Annotated in this window: 17 protein-coding genes and 2 tRNA genes; 3 read left to right on the plus strand and 16 right to left on the minus strand. The window is 72.0% G+C overall.

The annotated features are described in order from the left end of the window. Positions 1–44 precede the first annotated feature (44 nt). The 7 genes from HJG52_RS15895 to aroQ form a co-directional block, all read right to left on the minus strand. Entirely contained in the window at positions 45–1130 is a 1086-nt protein-coding gene (locus HJG52_RS15895; protein WP_171244617.1) for a UDP-N-acetylmuramate dehydrogenase, read from the minus strand. Continuing rightward, on the minus strand, positions 1130–1552 hold the full coding sequence (locus HJG52_RS15900; RefSeq protein WP_171244618.1) for a MaoC family dehydratase: 423 nt from the start codon (positions 1550–1552) through the stop codon (positions 1130–1132). Before HJG52_RS15900 ends, HJG52_RS15895 begins: the two co-directional genes overlap by 1 nt. A 2-nt stretch (positions 1553–1554) precedes the next feature. Continuing rightward, entirely contained in the window at positions 1555–2001 is a 447-nt protein-coding gene (locus HJG52_RS15905; protein WP_171244619.1) for an FAS1-like dehydratase domain-containing protein, read from the minus strand. 120 nt (positions 2002–2121) lie between these two features. After that, positions 2122–2292, minus strand: coding sequence for a 50S ribosomal protein L33 (rpmG, locus tag HJG52_RS21375; RefSeq protein ID WP_171244620.1), 171 nt, complete (start codon positions 2290–2292; stop codon positions 2122–2124). A 134-nt stretch (positions 2293–2426) separates the two neighbouring features. Further along, positions 2427–2500, minus strand: a tRNA-Met gene (locus HJG52_RS15915). Between the two features lie 32 nt (positions 2501–2532). Beyond that, a tRNA-Thr gene (locus HJG52_RS15920) sits at positions 2533–2605 on the minus strand. Positions 2606–2685: 80 nt separating this feature from the next. After that, positions 2686–3135, minus strand: a complete 450-nt coding sequence (aroQ, locus tag HJG52_RS15925) for a type II 3-dehydroquinate dehydratase (protein ID WP_171244621.1) — start codon at positions 3133–3135, stop codon at positions 2686–2688. A 192-nt stretch (positions 3136–3327) separates the two neighbouring features. Here aroQ and HJG52_RS15930 point away from each other — a divergent pair, with 192 nt between their 5' ends. Further along, the gene (locus tag HJG52_RS15930; RefSeq protein ID WP_171244622.1) at positions 3328–4737 is read left to right on the plus strand and encodes an MFS transporter; all 1410 of its coding nucleotides are present in this window, start codon (positions 3328–3330) and stop codon (positions 4735–4737) included. Positions 4738–4750: 13 nt separating this feature from the next. Here the strand turns inward: HJG52_RS15930 and HJG52_RS15935 are convergent, their stop codons facing one another. From HJG52_RS15935 to HJG52_RS15975, 9 genes are all read right to left on the minus strand, one after another. Next, positions 4751–5569 carry an SRPBCC family protein gene (locus HJG52_RS15935; RefSeq protein ID WP_171244623.1) on the minus strand — a complete coding sequence of 273 codons (819 nt, stop codon included), beginning with the start codon at positions 5567–5569 and terminating at the stop codon, positions 4751–4753. 4 nt (positions 5570–5573) lie between these two features. Further along, on the minus strand, positions 5574–6428 hold the full coding sequence (locus HJG52_RS15940) for an FAD binding domain-containing protein (RefSeq protein ID WP_171244624.1): 855 nt from the start codon (positions 6426–6428) through the stop codon (positions 5574–5576). After that, positions 6425–8941, minus strand: a complete 2517-nt coding sequence (locus HJG52_RS15945) for a xanthine dehydrogenase family protein molybdopterin-binding subunit (protein ID WP_171244625.1) — start codon at positions 8939–8941, stop codon at positions 6425–6427. The genes HJG52_RS15940 and HJG52_RS15945 overlap by 4 nt, the downstream gene beginning before the upstream one ends. After that, entirely contained in the window at positions 8938–9462 is a 525-nt protein-coding gene (locus HJG52_RS15950) for a (2Fe-2S)-binding protein (RefSeq protein ID WP_171244626.1), read from the minus strand. Before HJG52_RS15950 ends, HJG52_RS15945 begins: the two co-directional genes overlap by 4 nt. A gap of 67 nt (positions 9463–9529) precedes the next feature. Next, entirely contained in the window at positions 9530–10687 is a 1158-nt protein-coding gene (locus tag HJG52_RS15955) for an XdhC family protein (RefSeq protein ID WP_171244627.1), read from the minus strand. Next, positions 10680–11813: a vWA domain-containing protein gene (locus HJG52_RS15960; protein ID WP_171244628.1), complete on the minus strand. Its 1134-nt coding sequence runs from the start codon at positions 11811–11813 to the stop codon at positions 10680–10682. The genes HJG52_RS15955 and HJG52_RS15960 overlap by 8 nt, the downstream gene beginning before the upstream one ends. Next, a complete protein-coding gene (locus HJG52_RS15965; protein WP_171244629.1) occupies positions 11810–12712 on the minus strand; it encodes an AAA family ATPase in 903 nt (300 codons plus the stop codon). Before HJG52_RS15965 ends, HJG52_RS15960 begins: the two co-directional genes overlap by 4 nt. A gap of 49 nt (positions 12713–12761) precedes the next feature. Continuing rightward, a complete protein-coding gene (locus HJG52_RS15970; protein WP_171244630.1) occupies positions 12762–13322 on the minus strand; it encodes an NTP transferase domain-containing protein in 561 nt (186 codons plus the stop codon). A gap of 67 nt (positions 13323–13389) precedes the next feature. Next, positions 13390–18894, minus strand: a complete 5505-nt coding sequence (locus HJG52_RS15975; protein WP_171244631.1) for an ATP-binding protein — start codon at positions 18892–18894, stop codon at positions 13390–13392. Positions 18895–19043: 149 nt separating this feature from the next. Between HJG52_RS15975 and HJG52_RS15980 the strand changes: the two genes are divergently transcribed. After that, complete coding sequence (locus HJG52_RS15980; RefSeq protein ID WP_171244632.1) at positions 19044–20420, plus strand: FAD-binding domain-containing protein; 1377 nt, start codon at positions 19044–19046, stop codon at positions 20418–20420. Then, positions 20417–21142, plus strand: a complete 726-nt coding sequence (locus HJG52_RS15985) for a CPBP family glutamic-type intramembrane protease (protein WP_171244633.1) — start codon at positions 20417–20419, stop codon at positions 21140–21142. The genes HJG52_RS15980 and HJG52_RS15985 overlap by 4 nt, the downstream gene beginning before the upstream one ends.

Consider the following 21142-nt stretch of genomic DNA (forward strand, 5'->3'; position numbering starts at 1 on the left):
GTGCCTGAGAACGACCCATGGGTAGGTCTCAGGCACTCAACTCGTCAGACAATCACTGGTTCGTTGACGAGGGTGACGCCGAACGCGTCGTGCACGCCGTCGCGGATGTGCCGCGCCAGGGCAAGCACGTCGTATGCCGTGGCGTCACCGCGGTTGGTGATGGCCAGCGTGTGCTTGGTCGAGAGAGCCGCTCCGCTGCCGGGGAGGGCGAAGCCCTTGCCGAAGCCGGCCTGGTCGATGAGCCACGCCGCCGAGGTCTTGACGTTGCCGTCGGGGTCCGCGAACCGCGGCGGCGTGGGTCCATCAGCGCCGAGCCGTTCGGCCGCACGCTGCTCGAGGGCGGCGAACCGGTCGGCCGACAGGATCGGGTTGGTGAAGAACGACCCGCACGACCAGGTGTCGTGGTCGTCGGCATCGAGCACCATGCCGCGCCGCCGCCGCTGCGCCAGCACGGCCTCGCGCGCGTCGGTCAACGGCACCCGGTCGCCCACGGCGACGTCGAGCTGACGCGCCAGGTCGGCATACCCGATCGGCGCGCTCTGCTCGCGCGGGATGAGCTGGAAGAGCACGTCGAGGACGACGTAGCGGCCGCTCGGCCCCCCGCGGAACCCCGCGCCCTTGAACAGCGAGTGGCGGTAGGTGAAGGCGCAGTCGAGGTTCGCGAAGGTGCGCACGGCGTGCTCGTGCCGGTCCCAGACGCGCACCGAGGCGATGGTCTGGGCAACCTCCTGGCCGTAGGCACCGACGTTCTGCACCGGCGTCGCGCCGGTGCCGCCGGGGATGCCGGACAGCGCCTCGATGCCCGACCAGCCCTCGGCGACGGCTCGCGCGACGAACTCGTCCCACGGCACGCCTGTGGCCACGCGCACCATGACGCCACCGCACGCGTCGGCCGACTCCACCGCCACCCCGTCGGTCGCGACCTGCAGCACCGTGCCCGGGAAGCCCTCGTCGGGGAGCACGACGTTGGAGCCACCGGTGAGGACGAGCAGCGGCTCGTCGGCGTCGTCCACCTCGCGCACGGTGTCGACGACCTCGTCGGTGGTCTGGGCGACCACGAGCCGCGCAGCCGGGCCGCCCACCCGCATCGTCGTCAACGGCGCGAGCGGGGCGTCGAAGGTCTCCTGCATCAGGCGAGCGCCACGACCGCCTGGCAGCGGCCGAGGACCTTGGTGTCGCCGGCCGTGACGCCGAGCTCGACGGTCGCGCGGCGGGTGTCCTCGTCGAGCGACTTCACCGTGCCGGTGACGACGATCTCGGTGCCCTCGCGCGGCACGACGACCATCGAGGTGAACCGGGTGCCGAACTCCACGATGCGCCCGCCGTCGCCGAGCCACTGCTCGAGCACCGACCCGGCGGCGCCCATGGTCCACATGCCGTGGGCGATGATGTCGGGCAGGCCGACCGTCTTGGCGAAGTCCTCGTCCTGGTGGATGGGGTTCTGGTCACCGGAGGCGTTCGCGTAGGCCACGAGCGTCTCGCGGCCCACCGGTACTGCCGTCGGGCCGAACGTCTCGCCGACGGAAACCTCGTCGAAGCTGCGGACCGCCATGCTCACTCCCCTCCCCGGATCACGATGGTCGACGTCGAGGTGGTGAGCGCCTCGCCGCCGTCGGTAGCGAGCTCGGCGCGGGTCGTCACCATCGTGTGGCCGCCGGCCTGGCGCACCGAGTCGACGGTGAGGGTGCCGAGCACCTGGTCGCCGGCGGTGATCGGTCGGTGGTGGACGAACTTCTGCTCGCCGTGGACCACCCGGCTGAAGTCGACCCCCGCCTCGGGGTCGGCGATGAACTGCCGGTCGACCTGCTGGGCCAGCGACACCGCGAAGGTCGGCGGCGCGATCACGTCGCGGTACCCCGCGGCCCGCGCCGCCTCGGCGTCGGTGTGCACCGGGTCGGTGCTGCTCACCGCGAGGGCGAACGCGGCGATCCCGGCCGCGTCCACGGCATACGGGCCACTGGGCGGGTAGGTGCGCCCCACGAACTCTGCGTTGACGGCCATGGCGCCCACCCTATTGCGCCCGCCCGCGCCCACGCGAAGCCGTCCGGACACGCGAAAGCCGCCCGTCGGTTCGCGTTGGACCGGGGGCGGCTGTCGTCTGGGTGCGCCGGAGCGCGAGGGTCAGCGGGTCTCGCGGTGGAGGGTGTGCCGGCCGTCGCGGGGGCAGAACTTCTTCATCTCCAGGCGGTCGGGGTTGTTCCGACGGTTCTTCTTGGTGATGTAGTTGCGCTCCTTGCACTCCACGCACGCCAAGGTGATCTTGGGGCGGACGTCTGCGCTCTTGCTAGCCACGGGGCAACCTGCTCTCGAAACTGACGGGTGGAACTGCTGAGACTGTGAGCCCGTGCTCGGGGTCGGAGCGACCCGCAGCACGCGGCGACACGTCAGGATACGCGACCGCAGGGAGATTCCTGAAATCGCTGTCGTAGCGGGAGCGGGGCTCGATCCCGCGACCTCACGATTATGAGTCGTGCGCTCTAACCAGCTGAGCTATCCCGCCGTGGGGAACGGCGCTCGGTGACGCCGACCCAGAGCCCCCTGTCGGAATCGAACCGACGACCTTTTCCTTACCATGGAAACGCTCTGCCGACTGAGCTAAGGGGGCCTGCCGCGACCGACGCGGCAGGGCCGCGCGGAAGTGCGACGGTGAGACTACAGGCTCACGTGGCCGGGAGTGAAATCGGCTCAGGGCTTGGGGTGGACGAGCTCGGAGATGCGCGCGATGGCGTATGCGTAGCCGCTCGGGCCGCACCCGACGATGACCCCGGTGGACACCGCCGACAGGTAGCTGTGGTGGCGGAACTCCTCGCGCGCGAACGTGTTCGACAGGTGCACCTCGAAGATCGGCGCCGACACCGCGGCGAGCGCGTCACGCAGTGCGACGGAGGTGTGCGAGTAGGCGCCGGCGTTGACGACGAACCCGGCCGCGTCGTGGCGACGCTCGTGGATCGCGTCGATGAGCTCGCCCTCGTGGTTGCTCTGCCGGAAGTCGACGGAGAGCCCGGCCAGGCTGGCGGCCTTGCGGCACAGCGCCTCCACGTCGGCGAGGGTGTCGTGGCCGTAGATCTCGGGCTCGCGCTCACCCAGCAGGTTGAGGTTGGGGCCGTTGAGGACGACGACGGTCGGCTCGCTCATGGGGATGCTCCTGTGCTGGCTGTATGCCGCGTGGCTGGGGTTGGTGGGGCAACGCTGCCATGCGGGTCGTTCCCCTCAGGGTAGGTCAGCGCAGGTCGGCATGACCGGATGAGCGCGGGGTCAGCCGTTCGGTGGGCGGCTGGATTCGGACCGGAGGGGCGGCGCCGTCCGCGGTCGAGCAGGATGGGCCCGGTGACCAGATCGACGGACCAGCCGGGGTTCACGGGTGCGCTCGGGCTCGTGTCGGCCAGCACGCTCGTCTCGATGGTCGCGTATGCCGCGCCGCTGGGGAACGCGGTCACCCTCACCCGTGCGTTCGCCGCGTCGACGGCGGGCACCACGTGGATCCTCAGCTCGATGAGCGTGGGGCTGGCCGTCGCGATGCTGGGCGCCGGGGTGCTGGCCGACGAGGTCGGGCGGCGGCGGATCTTCCGGGTGGGCGCGGCGGTGTTCGCGCTCGGCTCGGTCGCGTGCACCGCGGCCACGTTCGGCGGGCACGCGGCCGCGACAGCGGTCTTCGTCGGGGGCCGGGTCGTCGAGGGGCTCGGCGCCGCCGGGATGATCGCGACCGGGCTCGGCCTGGTCGCGTCGTTGGCGACCGACGACCACCACCGGACGGCTGCGTCGCGCTGGTGGGCCGTGGCGATGGGCGCCGGCATCGCGCTCGGGCCGGTGCTCGCGGGCCTCTTCGACGAGGTGGGAGCCTCGTGGTGGCCTGCGACCTACTGGCTCCTGGCCGCCGCGGGGGTGGTGGTGACGGTCGCGGGTGGACGGATGCTGCCCGAGGTGGCGGCGACCCAGCGACGGCGGCTCGACGTGCTCGGCCTGGTGCTGCTCACGGTGAGCCTGTGCCTGCTGCTCGTCGCCCTGGTAGAGACCCGGAGCGGGTCGACGACTGCGGCGTGGGCGACGGGCGCCGGTGGGCTGGTCTTGCTGGGCGCGCTGGTGGCCTCACAGCTGCGCCGCAGCACCACGCTCGTGGAGCGAGACCTGCTGCGCCGCAACGACTTTCACGCAGCCAATGTGGCCGCGCTCGTCTGTGGGCTCGGCGTGATCGCCATCATGTCGTTCTCCTGCACCTACCTGACCCGGGCCCTCGGGATCACGACCCTGCAGGCCGGGCTGCTCCTGGGCCTGTGGTCCGGGACGAGCGCGCTGGCCGCCCTCGCGGCGCGCTCGTTGCTGGCGCGGATTCCGGGCAACCGCCAGCTCGCGCTGGGCCTCGTGGGTGTGGGGGTCGGCATCGCGCTGCTGACCGGTGTCGCGCCGGGCTCGCCTGCGTGGCACGTGGTGCCGGGCATGCTGGTGGCCGGGGTCGCGTCCGGGGTACTCAACGCCGGGCTGGCGCGGCAGGCCGTGGCCTCCGTGCCGCCCGACCGCGCCGCGATGGGGACGGGCTCTAACAACACGATGCGCTACTTCGGCTCGTCGCTGGGCGTCACGCTCGTGAGCGTCATCGCGCTCGGCGCGGCCGACATCGGTGCCGGCTGGACCGTCGCGGCATGGGTCTGCGCCGCCGTGTCGGTGGCCGGCGCCGTCGGGGTGGTGCTGCTGGGCCGCACCACTCCTGGAGAGAGGCCGTCCGCGAGCGCCAACGGGTGACGGGCGGCCTGCCCTACCTCGACCGGATGAACCGGCGCACCACCGCGAAGGCCGTGACCGCGCCGAGGACGGCGGCCAGCGGCTTGGCGTAGCTGCGCAGCAGGACCGGCAGGACGGTGGCGCCCAGGTCGAGCGCGTCGTCCTGCGCCGGCGCGGACGTGGTGCGCGACGGGCTGGGTGCCGGCCTGGCCGCGGGCGAGGGAGTGGGGGTCGCGGGCGGGGTCGTCGAGGTGGCGTCACCCGACGAGCCCGTGGCCGCCGACGTGGTGGCGGCTGACGCTGCGGCCGCAGTCGCGGCAGCCGTCTTCGCGGCCGAGCCACTGGTGTCCGCGGCACCCGCGTCCGACCCGGTCAACGTGGTGGACTCGGCCGACGGCTCCTCGGCGCCTCCGCCGACCTTTCCCTCGATACAGGTGATGAACTGCTGGAGCAGCTTGTCCGACACGTCCTGCATGACGCCGCGGCCGAACTGCGCCGGCTTGCCGGTGATGGCGAGGTCGGTCGTCACGTCGGCCTTCGTCTGGTTGTCACCGGCGTCGGTGAGCTGGATCGTCACGGTGGCGCCGGCGGTGCCGTTGCCCCGCTTGTCCTTGCCCTTGGCCTCGATCACGGCCCGGTGCGCGGCGTCGTCGCGCTCGGTGAAGGCGCCGGTCCCGGCATACTGCAACGCAATCGGGCCGAGCTTGACCTTCACCGTCCCCGCGAAGCCGTCGTCGCTGACCTCGGTGACGGTCGCGCCCGGAAAGCAGCCACCGACCTTCTCGAGGTCCATGAACGTCGCCCACGTCTCCTCGACGGAGGCCGGGACGGTGAACGAGTGCTTCAGGTCCATGAGCTCACTTTCCGGCGGCCGCCAGGACCGCTCGTCGGGTCAGCACCGTGGCGAGGTGCTTGCGGTAGTCGCTGTCGCCGTTGAGGTCGGACGGCGGGTTGGTGCCGTCGGCCGCCGCCGCGCACGCCTCGCGCACGGCGTCGTCGGTGGCGGGCTTGCCGACGAGCGACTCCTCGACAGCGGTGGCGCGCAACGGGGTCGACCCCATGTTGGTCAGCGCGATGGCCGCCTCGGCGATGGTGTCGCCCTCGACCCGCACGGTCGCGGCGACTGCGACGATCGACCACTGGTGGGCGACCCGCACGAACTTCTCGTACCGGCTCCCCCAGCCCGCGTGCTTCGGGATGCGGATCGAGGTCAGCAGCTCGCCGTCGCCGACTGCGGTTTCGAAGAGGTCCTTGAAGAACTCCGCCGCCGGCACGGTCCGCTCGCTCGACGGCCCGGTCACGGTGAGCACCGCGTCGAGGGCAAGGATCGGCGCGCCCACGTCGCCGGCCGGGTCCGCGTGGACCAGCGCGCCACCGATGGTGCCGCGGTGCCGGATCTGCGGGTCGGCCACCTCGGTGACCGCGTCGTGCAGGACACCGGCGTTCTCGCGCACGAGGTCGGACGCCAGCACGTCGGCATACGTGGTCATGGCGCCGATGACGATGGAGTCACCGTCCTCGCGTATGCCGCGCAGCTCCTCGATGCGACCGAGGTCGATGATCTTCTCGGGAGCGTTGAGCCGCATGCGCAGGATTGGGAGCAGGCTCTGCCCACCGGCCAGCACCTTGGCGTCGTCCCCGGCTTCGGCGAGTGCGGCGAGCGCGTCGGCGACTGATGTGGGAGCGACGTAGTCGAACTGGGCGGGGATCACTGGCCCGCTCCTTCCGTCGGGGTGCCGGTACTGCTGGCGTCGGCCGGCGCCTGGTTGGGTGCGCCCTCGTCGAAGTGCGGCTGGGCGTCACTCGTCGTGGCGTCGGACTGGTTGGCGCCGGCCGTCTGGATGGCGCGCCAGACGCGCTCGGGCGTGGCCGGCATCTGGATGTCCGTCACGCCCATCGGGCGGAGCGCGTCGACGATCGCGTTGACCACGGCCGGGGTCGAGGCGATGGTGCCCGCCTCGCCAACTCCCTTGGTGCCCAACGTGTTCGTCGTAGACGGCGTGGACCGGTGGTGCACGTCGAAGCTGATCGTGTCGGCCGCCGTGGGGAGCGTGTAGTCGACGAACGAACCGGACACCAGGGTGCCCTGGTCGTCGTAGACGGCGTCTTCCCAGAGCGCCTGCGCGATGCCCTGGACGAGTCCGCCGTGGACCTGTCCCTCCACGATGAGGGGGTTGATGACGTTGCCGATGTCGTCGACCGCGGTGTACTTGCGCATCCGGATCTGCCCGGTCTCGGTGTCGACCTCGACGGCGCACAGGTGGGTGCCGTGCGGGTAGGAGAAGTTGACCGGGTCGTAGGTGGAGTCGGCGTCGATCGACGGCTCCATCCCGTCGGGCAGGTTGTGCGCGGCGAAGGTCGCGAGCGCGATCTCCTGGATCGTCAGGCCCTGGTCGGTGCCCTTGACGCCGAACCGCCCGCCGGAGAACTCGAGGTCGTCGGCGGAGACCTCCAACAGGTGTGCCGCAACGGGTTTCGCCTTCTCGATCACCTTGTCGGCGGCGCGCACGAGCGCCTCACCACCGACGACGAGGGACCGGGAGCCGTAGGTGTCGAGACCCTTGACCGCCACCTGGGTGTCGCCATGGAGGACCTCGACGTCCTCGAACGGCACGCCGAGACGGTCGGCGACGATCTGGCTGAATGCCGTCTCGTGGCCTTGGCCGTGGGCGCTGGCGCCGGTGACGACCTCGACCTTGCCGGTGGCGAGCATCCGGACGCTGGCGCTCTCCCAGCCGCCCGCGCCGTAGTCGAGCGAACCGAGGACGCGCGACGGCGCGAGCCCGCACATCTCGGTGAAGGTCGAGATGCCGATACCGAGCTGCACAGGGTCCTTGCGGTCGCGGCGTTCCTGCTGCTCGCGGCGCAGCTCGTCGTAGCCGAAGCTCTCCTTGGCCTCGGCCGTGGCGGCCTCGTAGTTGCCGGAGTCGTACTCGAGCCCGGCGACCGTGGTGAACGGGAACTCCTCGTGCTTGATCCAGTTCTTCTCACGCAGCTCGAACGGCTCCATGCCGAGCTCGGCCGCGAGCTCATCCATCATCCGCTCGATGCCGAACGTCGCCTCCGGGCGACCGGCGCCGCGGTAGGCGTCGGTCCAGGTCTTGTTGGTCAGGACCGTCTGGCAGGCGAAGTGGTAGGCCGGGATCTTGTAGATCGCGTTGAACATGAACGCACCCAGGACGGGCACACCACCGCCGACGACGGCGACATAGGCACCGAGGTCGGCGAGCAGCTCGACCTTGAATGCCGTGAGCTCGCCGTCCTTGGTCGCGGCGAGGGTGAGCTTCTGCCACTGGTCGCGGCCGTGGTGGGCGGACAGCAGTGACTCCGAGCGTGTCTCGGTGTACTTCACCGGCTTGCCCAGGCGGCGGGCGATGGCCCAGGCGAGCCACTCCTCCGGGGTCACCTGGAGCTTGCCACCGAAGCCACCACCGACGTCGGGGGCGATGACCCGGATCTTGGACTCGGGCACTCCGGTGGTGGCGGCGAGCGCGAAGCGCACGATGTGGGGCACCTGGGTGGCCGACCACATGACGTTCTGCTCGCCGGTCGGGTCCACCACGACCGAGCGTGGCTCCATGAACGCCGGGATCAGCCGCTGCTGGCGGAACTCGCGCTCGACGACGACACCGTCCGTGCGGGCCTTGCTGATCGCCTCCTCGACGTCGCCGCCGGTGCCGGCCTCCTTGGAGTCGAAGACCCACAGGGCCGACTTGTTGGTGCCGAGGTCGGGGTGCGCGATGGCCTTGTCCTGCGCGGCCTCCTTGAGGTCGAGGGCCGCCGGCAGCTCCTCGTAGTCGACGTCGACGAGCTCGGCGGCGTCCCGGGCCGCGGCTGCGCTGCGGGCGACCACGACGGCGACGATCTCGCCCGCGAAGGCGACCCGGTCGACCGGCATCGGGAGGTGCGTCGGGGTCTTCTGGTCCGGCGTGATGGGCCAGGCGTTGATGAGGACGCCCTGCGACTCACCGAGGTCCTTGCCGGTGAGGACCGCATGCACGCCGGGGGCGGCCTTCGCAGCCTCGGTGTCGATCGAGGTGATCTTCGCGTGGGCGAACGGGCTGCGCACCATCGCCAGGTGCAGCATGCCCGGCAGCTGGATGTTGTCGGTCCAGCGGGTGCGGCCGGTGATGAGGCGCTGGTCCTCCTTGCGCTTGCGCGCGGTGCCGATCTCGCCCTTGGCGTCGTCCTGCGCGGTCTCGGGGCGCTCGTCGACGGCGGTCATGACTGCGCACCTGCCTTCTCGCCGGCGTCGGCGGTCGCGGTGGCGCCGGCTGACGATCCGTTGCCCGAGCCCGCCGCCTGCTGCACGGCCCGCACGATGTTGTGGTAGCCGGTGCACCGGCACAGGTTGCCCTCGAGCCCGACGCGGATCTCGTCCTCGGTGGGGTTGGGGTTGTCGTTCAGCACGTCGATCGACTGCATGATCATGCCCGGGGTGCAGTAGCCGCACTGGAGGGCGTGGCAGTCGTGGAACGCCTGCTGCATCGGGTGCAGCTCGCCGTCGGTGGCGATGCCCTCGATCGTGGTGACCTCGTGCCCGTCGGCCTGGACGGCCAGCACGTTGCAGGACTTCACGCTGCGGCCGTCGAGGTGGACGGTGCAGGCCCCGCAGTTGCTCGTGTCGCAGCCGACGACGGTTCCGGTCTTGCCGAGCGTTTCTCGCAGGTAGTGGACGAGGAGCATCCGTGGCTCGACCTCGTCGGTGTAGTCGACGCCGTCGACCTTCACGTTGATGCGGGTCATTCCATCACCTCTCTGTGACGAACTGCTGCGCGGCAACAAACCCCGGTAGTCGGATCCTCTCCTGCCCTCAGCGACTCGGCAAGGGGGCGTGATGGTGGTGGATCGGGCCGTCGCGCTCGGTGAGGCGGTCGCCGCCACCGCCCCACTGGAGGGCGACGATCTCGGCGGCGATGCTCACCGCGGTCTCCTCCGGCGTACGCGCACCGAGGTCCAGTCCGATGGGGCTGGCGAGCCGCTCGAGCTCGGCCTCGGTGAGCCCTGCCTCCCGCAACCGCTGCATCCGGTCGTCGTGGGTGCGCCGTGAGCCCATGGCCCCGATGTATGCCGCCTGCGGAAGTCGCAGCGCGATCTCCAGCACCGGCACGTCGAACTTGGGGTCGTGGGTGAGGACGCAGATCACCGTGCGGGCATCGATTCGGCCGGCATCGCGCTCGGCCGCGAGGTAGCGGTGGGGCCACTCGACGACGACCTCGTCGGCCGACGGGAACCGGCTCCTGGTGGCGAACACGGGCCGGGCGTCGCAGAGGGTCACGTGGTAGCCGAGGAAGCTGCCCTGGTGGGCCACGGCCGCCGCGAAGTCGATCGCGCCGAAGACGATCATCCGTGGCTTGGGCGCGTAGGAGGACACGAAGACCCGCATCCCCTCGCCGCGGCGCTCGCCATCGGGGCCGTAGGTGAGTGTCTCGGTGCGCCCGTTTGCGAGCAGACCGCGCGTATCGTCGACGACGGCAGCGTCGGCCCGGCCGCTCCCGAGCGAACCTGAGGCCACACCGGCGCCGGACTCGTCGTCGGGGTGCACGACGAGCCGTCGACCGACCCACTGCGGGTCGGGGTGCTCGATCACCGTCGCGACCGCCACGGGACGTCCCGCCTCGATGTCGTCGGCGACGTCGCCCAACTCGGGGAACGTCTCGCGGTTCACCCGCTCGACGAACACGTCGAGGATTCCCCCACAGGTCAGCCCCACGGCATACGCGTCGTCGTCGCTCACGCCGTAGCGCTGAAGCTCTGGAACACCTTGCGCCACAACGCTTTCCGCGAGCTCGTAGACAGCACCCTCGACGCATCCGCCGGAGACCGACCCGACCGCCTCACCGCCCGGACCGACGAGCATCGCGGCACCGGCCTGGCGCGGCGCCGACTTCCAGGTGGCCACCACGGTGCCGACGCCGACCGTCGCGCCCGCGCGCCACCACCGCAACAGCTCGGGCATCACGTCACGCACGCGCCACCACCTCCACGACCTCCTCGAACGCCGCCATCGAGTGGCCGGCTACGAAGTCGTCGACGTGCGGCAGCGCCGCGACGATGCCCTGCTGCACCGGCTGGTAGCCGTCCTTGCCGCGGTGCGGGTTGACCCAGACGACGCGGTGGGCGACGGCTCTCAGCCGCCGCATCTGCTCGCCCAGCGCCTCCGGCTCGGACCTTTCCCAGCCGTCACTGAAGACCACGACGACGGCACCGCGGGCCATCCCCCGACGCCCCCACCGGTCGAGGAACGCGCCGACGCCGTGGGCCAGCCGGGTGCCACCGGACCAGTCCGGCACGGCCTCCCCGCAGGCGACGAGGGCCCGGTCGGGGTCGCGTTGGCGCAGGGCGCGGGTGACCTGGGTGAGCCGGGTGCCCATCGTGAACACCTCGACCGGCAGCCCGCTCGTCGCATAGGCGTGCGCGAGCCGCAGCAGCGCGTCCGCGTAGCCGCTCATCGAGCCGCTGACGTCGACGAGCAGGACCACCCGCCGGGCGCGGGATCCCCTGTGCCGCCACGCGATCGGGCCGGGCTCACCCATGCGGCGCAGCTGTTCGCGCAGGGTGCGGCGGGCGTCGACGAGACCACGGCGAGACGGGGTGTGCCGGTGCGCGGGCCTGCGTGGCGACCGCGGACGCAGACTCGCGAAGAGGGCGGCGAGCCTGGCGCGCTCGGCCGCGCTGAGGGCAGCGACGTCACGATGGCGCAGGACCTCCGCGTCGCTGGCCGACGCCCGCACGGGGTCGTCGTCCTCACCGTGTGAACGCTGCGCTCCCCCGCCCTCGTCGAGCGCCGCCTGCGTGACCGGGCGCGGCTCGTCTCGGCGCGGGCGGTCGACGGCGCGCTCCAGACCGAACCACGCGGCATACACCTGGTCGTAGCGCTCGAGGTCGGACGGTGAGCCGCACAGTGTCGACCGGCCGGCCCAGTAGGCACGGCGCTCGGACCCGGCACCGACAGCGGCGACGGCCTCGAGGTAGGTGCGTTCACGGTCGGCGGTGACTCCCACCCCGGCGGCGCGCAGAGCCCGGGCGAAGCCGAGGAAGACCTCGTCCGGGGCGTGCCGGGCGGGTCGGTCCGGGGCCATCGCCACGGCCGTCATCGCGCGAGGATCCGGTCGAGGGCGGCGCGGACGCGCTCGGCGTCCTCGCGGTACTTCACGGCGACACCGAGGGACGCGGCAGCGGTGTCGAGGTCGAGGTCGGACGCGCCGAGCTCGTGCAGGGCGCGGGCCCAGTCGAGGGTCTCGGCGACACCCGGCGGTTTGATGAGACCGCCGCCATTGCGCAGCTGCTGGACCGCCGAAACCACTTGTGCTGCAAGGGTTTCAGAGACCTCAGGCGCGCGGGTGCGCACGATCTGGAGCTCGCGCTCAAGGCTCGGGTGGTCGATCCAGTGGTAGAGGCAGCGGCGCTTGAGTGCGTCGTGCAGCTCGCGGGTGCGGTTCGACGTCAGGACGACGACGGGCGGCGTCGCCGCGGTGACCGTGCCGAGCTCGGGGATCGTGACCTGCCAGGTGGACAGCACCTCGAGCAGGAACGCCTCGAACTCGTCGTCGGCCCGGTCGATCTCGTCGACGAGCAGCACCGCCGGCGCCTCGCGCAGCGCCCGCAGGACCGGCCGCGACAGCAGGAACCGCTCGTCGAACAGCTCGTCCTCGACCGCGGAGACGTCGGCACCCGCACGGGCGTCGCCGGCGGCCAGCGCCTCCACGGCTCGCAGGTGCAGGATCTGGCGCGGGAAGTCCCAGTCGTACAGCGCCTGGGTGGCGTCGATGCCCTCGTAGCACTGCAACCGGATCAGCGGGAGGTCCAGCGCGGCGGCGACGGACTCGGCCAGGGCGGTCTTGCCGGTGCCCGGCTCGCCCTCGAGCAACAGGGGGCGCTGGAGCCGCAACCCGAGCCACCCGACCGTGGCCAGCGCGTCGTCGGCGAGGTAACCGGTCTCGCCCAGCGCGGCACGCAGCGCACCGGCATCGGCGAACGCCTCCCTTGGCTCCATCGGCCAAGCATCACAAACTGTGCGGCCCAGCGGTACCCCGGGGCTGACCTCAGAGGTCCTGCGGCCGGTCGACGTCGCGGCCGGTGGCGAGGTCGCCGCACTCGACGAGCAGCACGTCGTGGGACGCGAGGTAGCCCCTGGCGCCGGTGTCGCCGGAGAGGGTCTCGAGGAGGTCGGCGACGTGGTCGCGCCCGATCACGACGGGGTGACCGGGCACGCCGTCGTATGCCGCCCGCGCGAGGACCGTGGGTCCGTCCCCTGCCGCTTCCCGGACGCGTCGGACGACGTCCGCGCCCACGTCGGGGAGGTCGACGAGCAGGAGGCACACGGCATACGCGTCGAGGTCGGCCACGCCGTCGAGTCCGGCGCGCACGGACGAGCTCTGTCCCGCGGCCCAGTCGCCCGCCTCCACGATCCGGTCGGCAGCCGCCGCGAGGGGGCGCACCCGCTTAGCCTCGGCGCCGAGCACGACGACGACCGGGTGACAGCCACCGTGACGCAGGGCGGCGATGCCGCGCTCGACGAACGACACCCCGTCCGGTCCGGTCACCAGCGCCTTGGCCCGCCCCATGCGGCGGCCCGCACCCGCGGCGAGCAGCAGACCGATCACTGCGCCATTCAACCCGAGTCGTGTGGGTGACGGCGCTCGATGGCGCACCCTCACCCACACGACTCGGTCAGGTCAGGGCCTCGATGATCTTCGGCCGGATCTCGGCGGCCGAGATCACGGCGTCGACCGACCCCACCTCGACGGCGCGGTGGATGCTGTGCACCCGGTCGAACTCCGACGCGACCTCACCGAGCTTCTCCGCGCGGACGTTCTTGCGCACCTCGGCAAGCTCGGTCGTCAGCTCGGCGCGGCGCGCACCCTCGGCGGCGTTGACCGCAGCCTCGAGGTCGGCGACGCGTGGGTCGGCTGCGGTGCGGGCGTCAACGTCGCGCGCGAAGACCACGGCCGCGGCGGGCGCGCCGCCGATGACCGAGGCGAAGGAGCCCTCGACCGCCAGCACCGTCATGCGCGGGTTGAGCGCCTTGGAGAACACGACGAACGCGCCACCGTGGTAGCGGCTGACGACGCAGAACACGATCGGCCCGTCGAAGTTGACGATGGCCCGGCCGATCTCGGCGCCGTACTCGAGCTGGAGGTTGCGCATCGACTCCGGCGACCCGTCGAAGCCGGACAGGTTGGCCAGGACCACGACCGGGCGGTTGCCCGAGGCGGCGTTGATGGCGCGCGCGGTCTTCTTCGACGAGCGCGGGAACAGCGTCCCCGCGGTGTAGGTATCGGGGCCGTCGGTGGGCGGAAAACCGCGCCGCGCAACGGATTTCGACTCGATGCCGATGAGGCACACTGGCGTGCCACCCAGGTGCGCGTCGTAGACGACCGAGGTCTCGGCGTCGGCCATGCCCGCCCAGCGCTCGAGCGTCGGGTGGTCCTGGTCGGCGACCGCCGCCATCAGCGTGCGGATGTCGAACGCCTTCTTGCGGTCGGGGTTGGTCTCGAGCGAGAAGATGTCGCCGACCGTGGTGAAGCCCGAGTCGGGCAGGTCGTGCGGGTATGCCGTGATGTCGCGGTCGACGGGGTCACTCGTGGGTGCCCGGCGGGGGCCGGCCTCGCCGGGGTGGACGTAGGTGTGCTCGTAGTGCGACAGCAGGATCTGGCGGGCCGAGGCCAGGTCCGGGGCCCAGTACTGCGCCTGGCCGTTGGGGCCCATGACCCGGTCGTAGCCGCCGATGCCGTAGTTGTCCTCGGCGCTGACGCCACCGGAGAAGTCGAGCGACTGCTTGCCCGTCAGCACCATCGCACTGTCCGGCGTCATCACCAGGATTCCCTTGGTGTGCATGAGCATCGTCGCCTCGGCGTTCCAGTACGGCTGGGCGCCCACGTTGATGCCAGCGACGACGATGTTGATCTCGCCGCCGTCCTGGGTGAACTCGACGATGCGCTTGAGGGCGCGCGCCACCCAGTCCATGTTCTCGGTGCCGGAGTCCATCGAGATGCGGGCACCGGCCGACAGCGCGAACCACTCGACCGGCACCCCCATCTCCTGCGCGAGGTCGAGCGCGGCGATGATGCGCGAGCACTCGGCCTCAGACACCGCACCCAGCGCCTTGAGCGGGTCGCCGCACAGGAGCACACGCGTGACGCCCTCGGGGTACTGGTCGGTCGGGGTCGTGATGACACCGGCGATGATGCCGGCCTTGTTGAGTCCGTAGGGACGGTCGACCGGGACGAGCGCGCCCTTGTCGTCGAGGTCGTACTCGGTGGCCTTGCCGCCAGGCCCGGCGATGAGCGACACGAGCTCGTAGGGGTAGACCACACCGCGGCGCCGGGCCCGGACGACCTTCTGCGCGTAGTCGTCGAGCGGCTTCAGCCGCTCGGTGGGCGGCGCCTCCACGGAGGTCATGACACCCGAGCCGGGCTGGTAGTGGAACCGCGCGGCCAGTGGCGCGCTGGCGCCGTCGGGGGTCGCGATGCGGCCCTGGACGAGCACCTCCTCGACACCCGCACCCGCGGTGAGCGGGGCGATCTTGGCCTGCAGCGCGGTGAGCTGGTCGAGGTCGGCCTCCACCGGCGGCCAGATGTGCACCCACACGTGGTTCATGTCGAGGCGGACCCCGGCGGCGCCACGGGCGGACCGGGCGCGGCGGATCGCCTCGAGGCAGTTGGCGATCGCGCGCTCCGCGTGGGGCAGCGCCGTCACCTTGCCGTCCTCGTCGCGGACGACGGCGAGCTGGCGCACCTGGGCCAAGGCAACGAGGCGCTGGTCGGCCTCGTTGTCGGGGGCGACGCACAGGTAGAGCAGGACGTCCTCGGGCGCCTCGAGCCGGGTGACCTCGAAGTCACGCAGCCGCCACAGGTTGAGCCGGCGCCCCACCATCGGGTGCACGCCGCGGACGAGCTTGTCCTCCACCACGCCGTCGCCCTCGGGACGGAAGGTGAAGTAGCCGACGGGACGGCCGTCACCCGCGCTGACCGCGACGGCCACGCGACGCACGTCGTGCGCGAACGGCATACCCGCCACGATCTCGGCGAGCTGCGCGGACGCCTCGTCGGGCGACTCGGGCTCCTGCGGCCACGACAGGTAGAGGTCGACGACGGCCTGCTGCTCGGCCGAGCGCTCGGCCAGCTGCGCCGTGACGCCGCGGACCAGCGCGCTGTCCGGCGTCAGCTCGTCGACCCGCCCGATCGTGGTGACGAGGTGGGTGGGCCGGTCGTCGAGGACGTAGTCGGCGACGGCATAGGGCCGCCCGTCGACCTCGACCTCACGCGGTCCGCTGAGGTCGAACTCGCGGTAGTGGCGCTTGATGAGGACGGCGAGCATCGGCTCACGGCTGGGCACCCCGCCCTCGAGCCGGTCGGCGAGGAACTGCACGATCTGCTCGGGGATGGCCGCCAGCGCGTCGATCCGCTCGGCCCGCTCCGGCCCGTCGTCCATCGCCTCGAGCGCGGCCACCTCGTCGGCAACACCACCGAGCACCGAGGCGCGGTCGGCGTCGACGAGCGGCTGGTCGAACCAGCGGAACCGCACGCTGCGCGCGAGGTCACCGATGACGGGGAACCGCAGCTGCGTGGCGACGACGAGCCGATCGAGCACCTCGCGGGCCGCTGCATCGAGCGGAGCCTCGGGTCGCGGCTCGGCGATCCACCGCTGCAACAGGGCGGTGCCGAGCGCGAGGTCGGGCGCAGATCGCTGTTGTGCCAAGAAGATCCGGAAGACGGCTTCCTCGAGGTCGGGGGTGCGGTCGAGGCTGTCGACGCCGTAGTGGCGCAGCACCTGGCCGAGCTTGGCGCGGAACTGCTCGGGCAGCGCACCGCGCTCGACGTCGAGGCTCTGCAGGTAGGTGTGGAAGTGTTCGCGCGGGCTGTGCACCCGGTGCTCGACGTGCTCGTCCTCGCCGGCCGGCCGGTTGCGGCTCAGCTCGGCGAAGTCGGCCAGCACCTCGAGGACGGGCACCTCGGCGCCCACCTGCGACTCCCCTTCGCGGGTGAGCTCGTCGCGAGCGGCGAGGTATGCCGCGAGCGTGTCACCACGCGGGTCGACGTCGTAGCCCAGCAGCATCGCCGCGAGGTCGGCCCGGCAGCGGGACACGGACTTGCGGGGGTTGTCGTCTCCGTTGCCGTCGGGCAGGTCGAGCTCGACCTTCTCCTGCCCTGCGCTGTCGGCCACGGCCTCGTCCTCGTCGCCCACCGGCTCGAGCCGCACCAGCGGCGCACCGGTCTCGACCTGGCTGCCGGTGGAGACGAGCAGCTCCTTGACCCTGGCCGTGAACGGCGCGGGCAGCACCGTCTCCATCTTCATCGACTCCAGCACCAGCACGGGCGCCCCGGCGGCGACCTCGCCGCCGACCGGCACCGGCGTCGCGACGACGAGAGCCGGTGCGGGAGAACGCAGTACGCCACCCTCGTCCCGGCTCACCCGGTGGGTGACACCGTCCACCTCGACGAGCTGGACGGGCCCGTGCGTGGCGGTCGTGAGCCGGAACGTCTGCCCGCCGATGTTGAGCCGGCTGGTGTACTCACCGAGCCGGTCGAGGTCGGCGGTGACGGTCTGCTCGGTCTCGCCGCTGGCGACCGTGACGCGGAACCGGTGCGGCCCCGTGCGCCAGACGGTGACCTTGTATGCCGTGCCGCGCAGCTTGAGGTCGATGGCCACCCCGCTGCGGTGCTGCACCTGCGGCCGGCCGCCGCGCGCGGTCTCCAGGAGGCGGGTGAGCTCGACGCCCTCCTCGTCCTCGTAGGCCTCGATGCCCGCGGCGACGAGGGCGACGCCGGAGTGCCGGTGCGACACGAGCCGCCCCTCGGCGCGCACCCGGTCGATCCAGCCGGTGTCGGCGCTGCCGTCGATGACCTCGGGCTGGTCGAGCAGGTCGAGGATGAAGCTCTTGTTGGTGGCGCCGCCCTCGATGACGACGGTGGTCTCCCCCATCGCCCGTCGCAGCCGGGCCAGCGCTTCATCGCGGTCGGCGCCGAAGGCGATGATCTTGGCGATCATCGAGTCGAAGTCCGCCGGGATCGAATCCCCTTCTCCCACACCGGTGTCCACGCGGATGCCGGGACCGGCGGGCAGCTCCAGCAGCGCTATCCGGCCGGGCGACGGCGCGAAGTCGCGGTCGGGGTCCTCGGCGTTGAGCCGGGCCTCGACGGCGTGGCCGACCTCGACCGGCTTCTCTCCCTCGAGCCGGCCACCGGAGGCGACGTGGACCTGGAGCTTGACGAGGTCGGTGTCGGTGGTCGTCTCGGTGATGGGGTGCTCGACCTGGAGGCGGGTGTTGACCTCGAGGAAGGCGAAGAACTGCTCGACCGGGTGGTAGAGGAACTCGACGGTGCCGGCGCCGGCATACCCGACGGCGATGGCGAGGCGCTCGGCCGACGCCTTGAGCTCGTCGGCCTGCTCCCTGGTCATGACGGGCGAGGCGGACTCCTCGATGACCTTCTGGTTGCGGCGCTGCACCGAGCAGTCGCGCACGCCGATGGCCCACGCGGTGCCCTGCCCGTCGGCGATGACCTGGACCTCGACGTGACGGGCGCCGGTGACGAGCTTCTCGAGGAAGACGACGCCGGAGCCGAAGGCGCGCTGCGCCTCGTCACGGGTCAGCTGGTAGGCCGCCTCGAGCTCGTCGTCGCTGGTCACCTTGCGGATGCCGCGCCCGCCACCACCGGCGGTCGCCTTGAGCATCAACGGGTAACCGACGTCGGCGGCGGCCGCCTTGGCGTCCTCGAGGGTGTCGACCCCGCCGCGGCTCCACGGAGCGACCGGCACCCCGACCTCCTCGGCGATGAGCTTCGATCCGATCTTGTCACCGAGCTTGCGCATGGCCTCCGGGCTCGGCCCGATGAACGTCACGCCGATGCGCTCGCACAGCTCGGCGAAGTTCGGGTCCTCCGCGACGAACCCCCACCCCACCCAGGCCGCGTCGGCGCCCGTCTCGCGCAGCGCCTTCTCCAGGACCGCGTAGTCGAGGTAGGGCCGGTTGGCCGCGGGCCCGAGGTTGTAGGCGCGGTCGGCCTCGCGCACGAACATCGCCTGCTTCTCGCCCTCGGTGTGCAACGCGACCGTCTCGATGTAGTGGGCATCAGGGCCGCCCTCGAGCTCAGCCTGCGCATTGAGGTCGCGCACCGCGTGGATCAGCCTCATGGCGGCCTCGCCGCGGTTGACGATGGCGATGCGCGAGAACATCGAGTGGGCCTCCCAAGCGGTCGTGGCAACGGTCCGGCGACACGGCCGGCGTACCGGGTGCACCGGCCCTGAGCCTGCCACCGATGGAAGGTGACGCGCGAGTAATGCCCAGACCAGCAGGTCGGCGCCTCAGCGCCTAGGGTCGAGACGTGGGTGCAGCCGGGTCGATCGTGTGGTTGCGTCGCGACCTCAGACGGCACGACCTGCCATCGCTGGGCGCGGCGGCGGCCGCTGCCGGCGACCGTTCGGTCCTGCCGCTCTACGTCCTCGACCCCGTGCTGTGGCGGGGCGCCGGCGACGCGCGGCGCGCCTGGCTCGCAGCGACCCTGCGCGCCGCCCGCGACGCCTACGACGGCCGGCTCTGCCTGCGGTGGGGTGACCCGCGCGTAGTGGTCCCCCGGGTGGCGCGGGAGGTCGACGCCGGCTCGGTGCACGTCTCGCGCGAGACGACGCCGCTGGGGCGCAGACGCGACGCCGCGGTCTCGGCGTCGTTGGCCGAGCTCGGGGTCGACTGGGTCGAGACGGGGACGCCGTATGCCGTGGGGCCGGGTTCGGTGGTCAACCGCGAGGGCGGTGAGTACAAGGTCTTCACACCGTTCAGCCGCGCGTGGCGCGACCACGGCTGGCCCGCGCCAGCACCAGACAGCCGGGGCCTGACCCTGTCGCGAGTCGGCTCGGACGACGAGGCCTGGGCCAAGGTCAACCGCACCCTCGCCGAGACCGAGCTGCCCACGCTGCCGGACGCCGGCGAGGACGCCGCCCTCACGCGGTGGCGCACGTTCACCGATGGTGCGCTCGCGGCATACGCGACGGACCGCGACCGGGCCGACCTCGACGGCACCTCACGGATGTCCGCGCACCTCAAGCTCGGCAGCATCCACCCGCGCACCCTCCTCGCCGACCTCGCGAGGCGGCGGAGCGAGGGCGCCGCCAAGTTCGTCGACGAGCTCGCGTGGCGCGAGTTCTACGCCGATGTCCTGTGGCGGCACCCCGACTCGGCCTGGCACGACCTGCGGCCGACGCTGGAGGGTATGGCGTACGACGAGGACGACGACCTGGTCGAGGCATGGCGCACCGGCCACACGGGCTACCCCGTCGTCGACGCCGCCATGCGGCAGCTGCTCGCCGAGGGGTGGATGCACAACCGGATGCGGATGGTGACCGCGAGCTTCCTCACCAAGGACCTGCACACGTGGTGGCCCGTCGGCGCGCGGCACTTCCTCGCCCACCTCATCGACGGCGACCTCGCGTCGAACAACCATGGCTGGCAATGGGTTGCGGGCACCGGCACCGACGCGTCCCCCTACTTCCGCGTGTTCAACCCCGTCACCCAGGGGCTGAAGTACGACCCGGACGGCGACTACGTGCGGCGCTATGTCCCCGAGCTGGCGCACCTGCCGGGCAAGGCCGCGCACGAGCCGTGGAAGCACGCCGAGGGCTACCTGCGCGGCTACCCCCAGCGCATCGTCGACCACGCCGAGGAGCGCCAGGAGGCGTTGCGCCGGTATGCCGCGGTGCGCCGATGAGGGGCCCCGTCGCCGAGCTGCGGGCGTTCGCCCGCGCCGCGCTCGTCACGCCGGTGCCGCGTGACCACACCGAGTCCGACGCGGCCTTCCGGCGACGCCGCGTGGTCGCGCTGGTGACCCTCGTGATCGGTGCGGTCCTGCTGACCCTCGCGCTGCGGGTCGAGCCGGGCGACGACCTGTTCTACGTCTTGACCCTCGCGCTGGCGGTCGTGTGGGCGGTGGGCGCCTTCGCGTCGGGGCCGCTGCACCTCGGCCGGGCGCACACCCGCGCCGGCGCCGGGCTGGTGCGGCCCGTGGTGCAGTCCCTGTCGCTGGGCGCCGCGCTGCTGGTCGTGTTTCTCGTGGGCGGGTTCGTCGTGGCCCGGGTGCCGGCGCTGGGCGACCCGGTGCGCGCGCTGCTCGACCACGCCCGCCTCGGGTCGCTGGCGCTGGTCGCCGTGATCACCGCGGTCAACGGCGTCGCCGAAGAGCTGTACTTCCGCGGCGCCCTCTACGCAGCCGTCGGGCGCCGGCACGCGGTGCTCGTCACGACGGCGGTCTACGCGCTCACGACGGCCGGCGCCGGCATACCCCTGCTCGTCCTCGCCGCGGCCGCGCTCGGCCTGCTGACCGGCCTCCAACGGCGCGTCACCGGGGGCGTCCTCGGACCGATCATCACCCACCTCACCTGGTCGCTCGGCATGCTCTTCCTGCTGCCGGTCGTCCTGTCGACAGGAGCCTGA

The organism is Knoellia koreensis (genome assembly GCF_013041615.1).
In the GTDB taxonomy this organism is placed as follows: Bacteria; Actinomycetota; Actinomycetes; order Actinomycetales; family Dermatophilaceae; genus Pedococcus; species Pedococcus koreensis.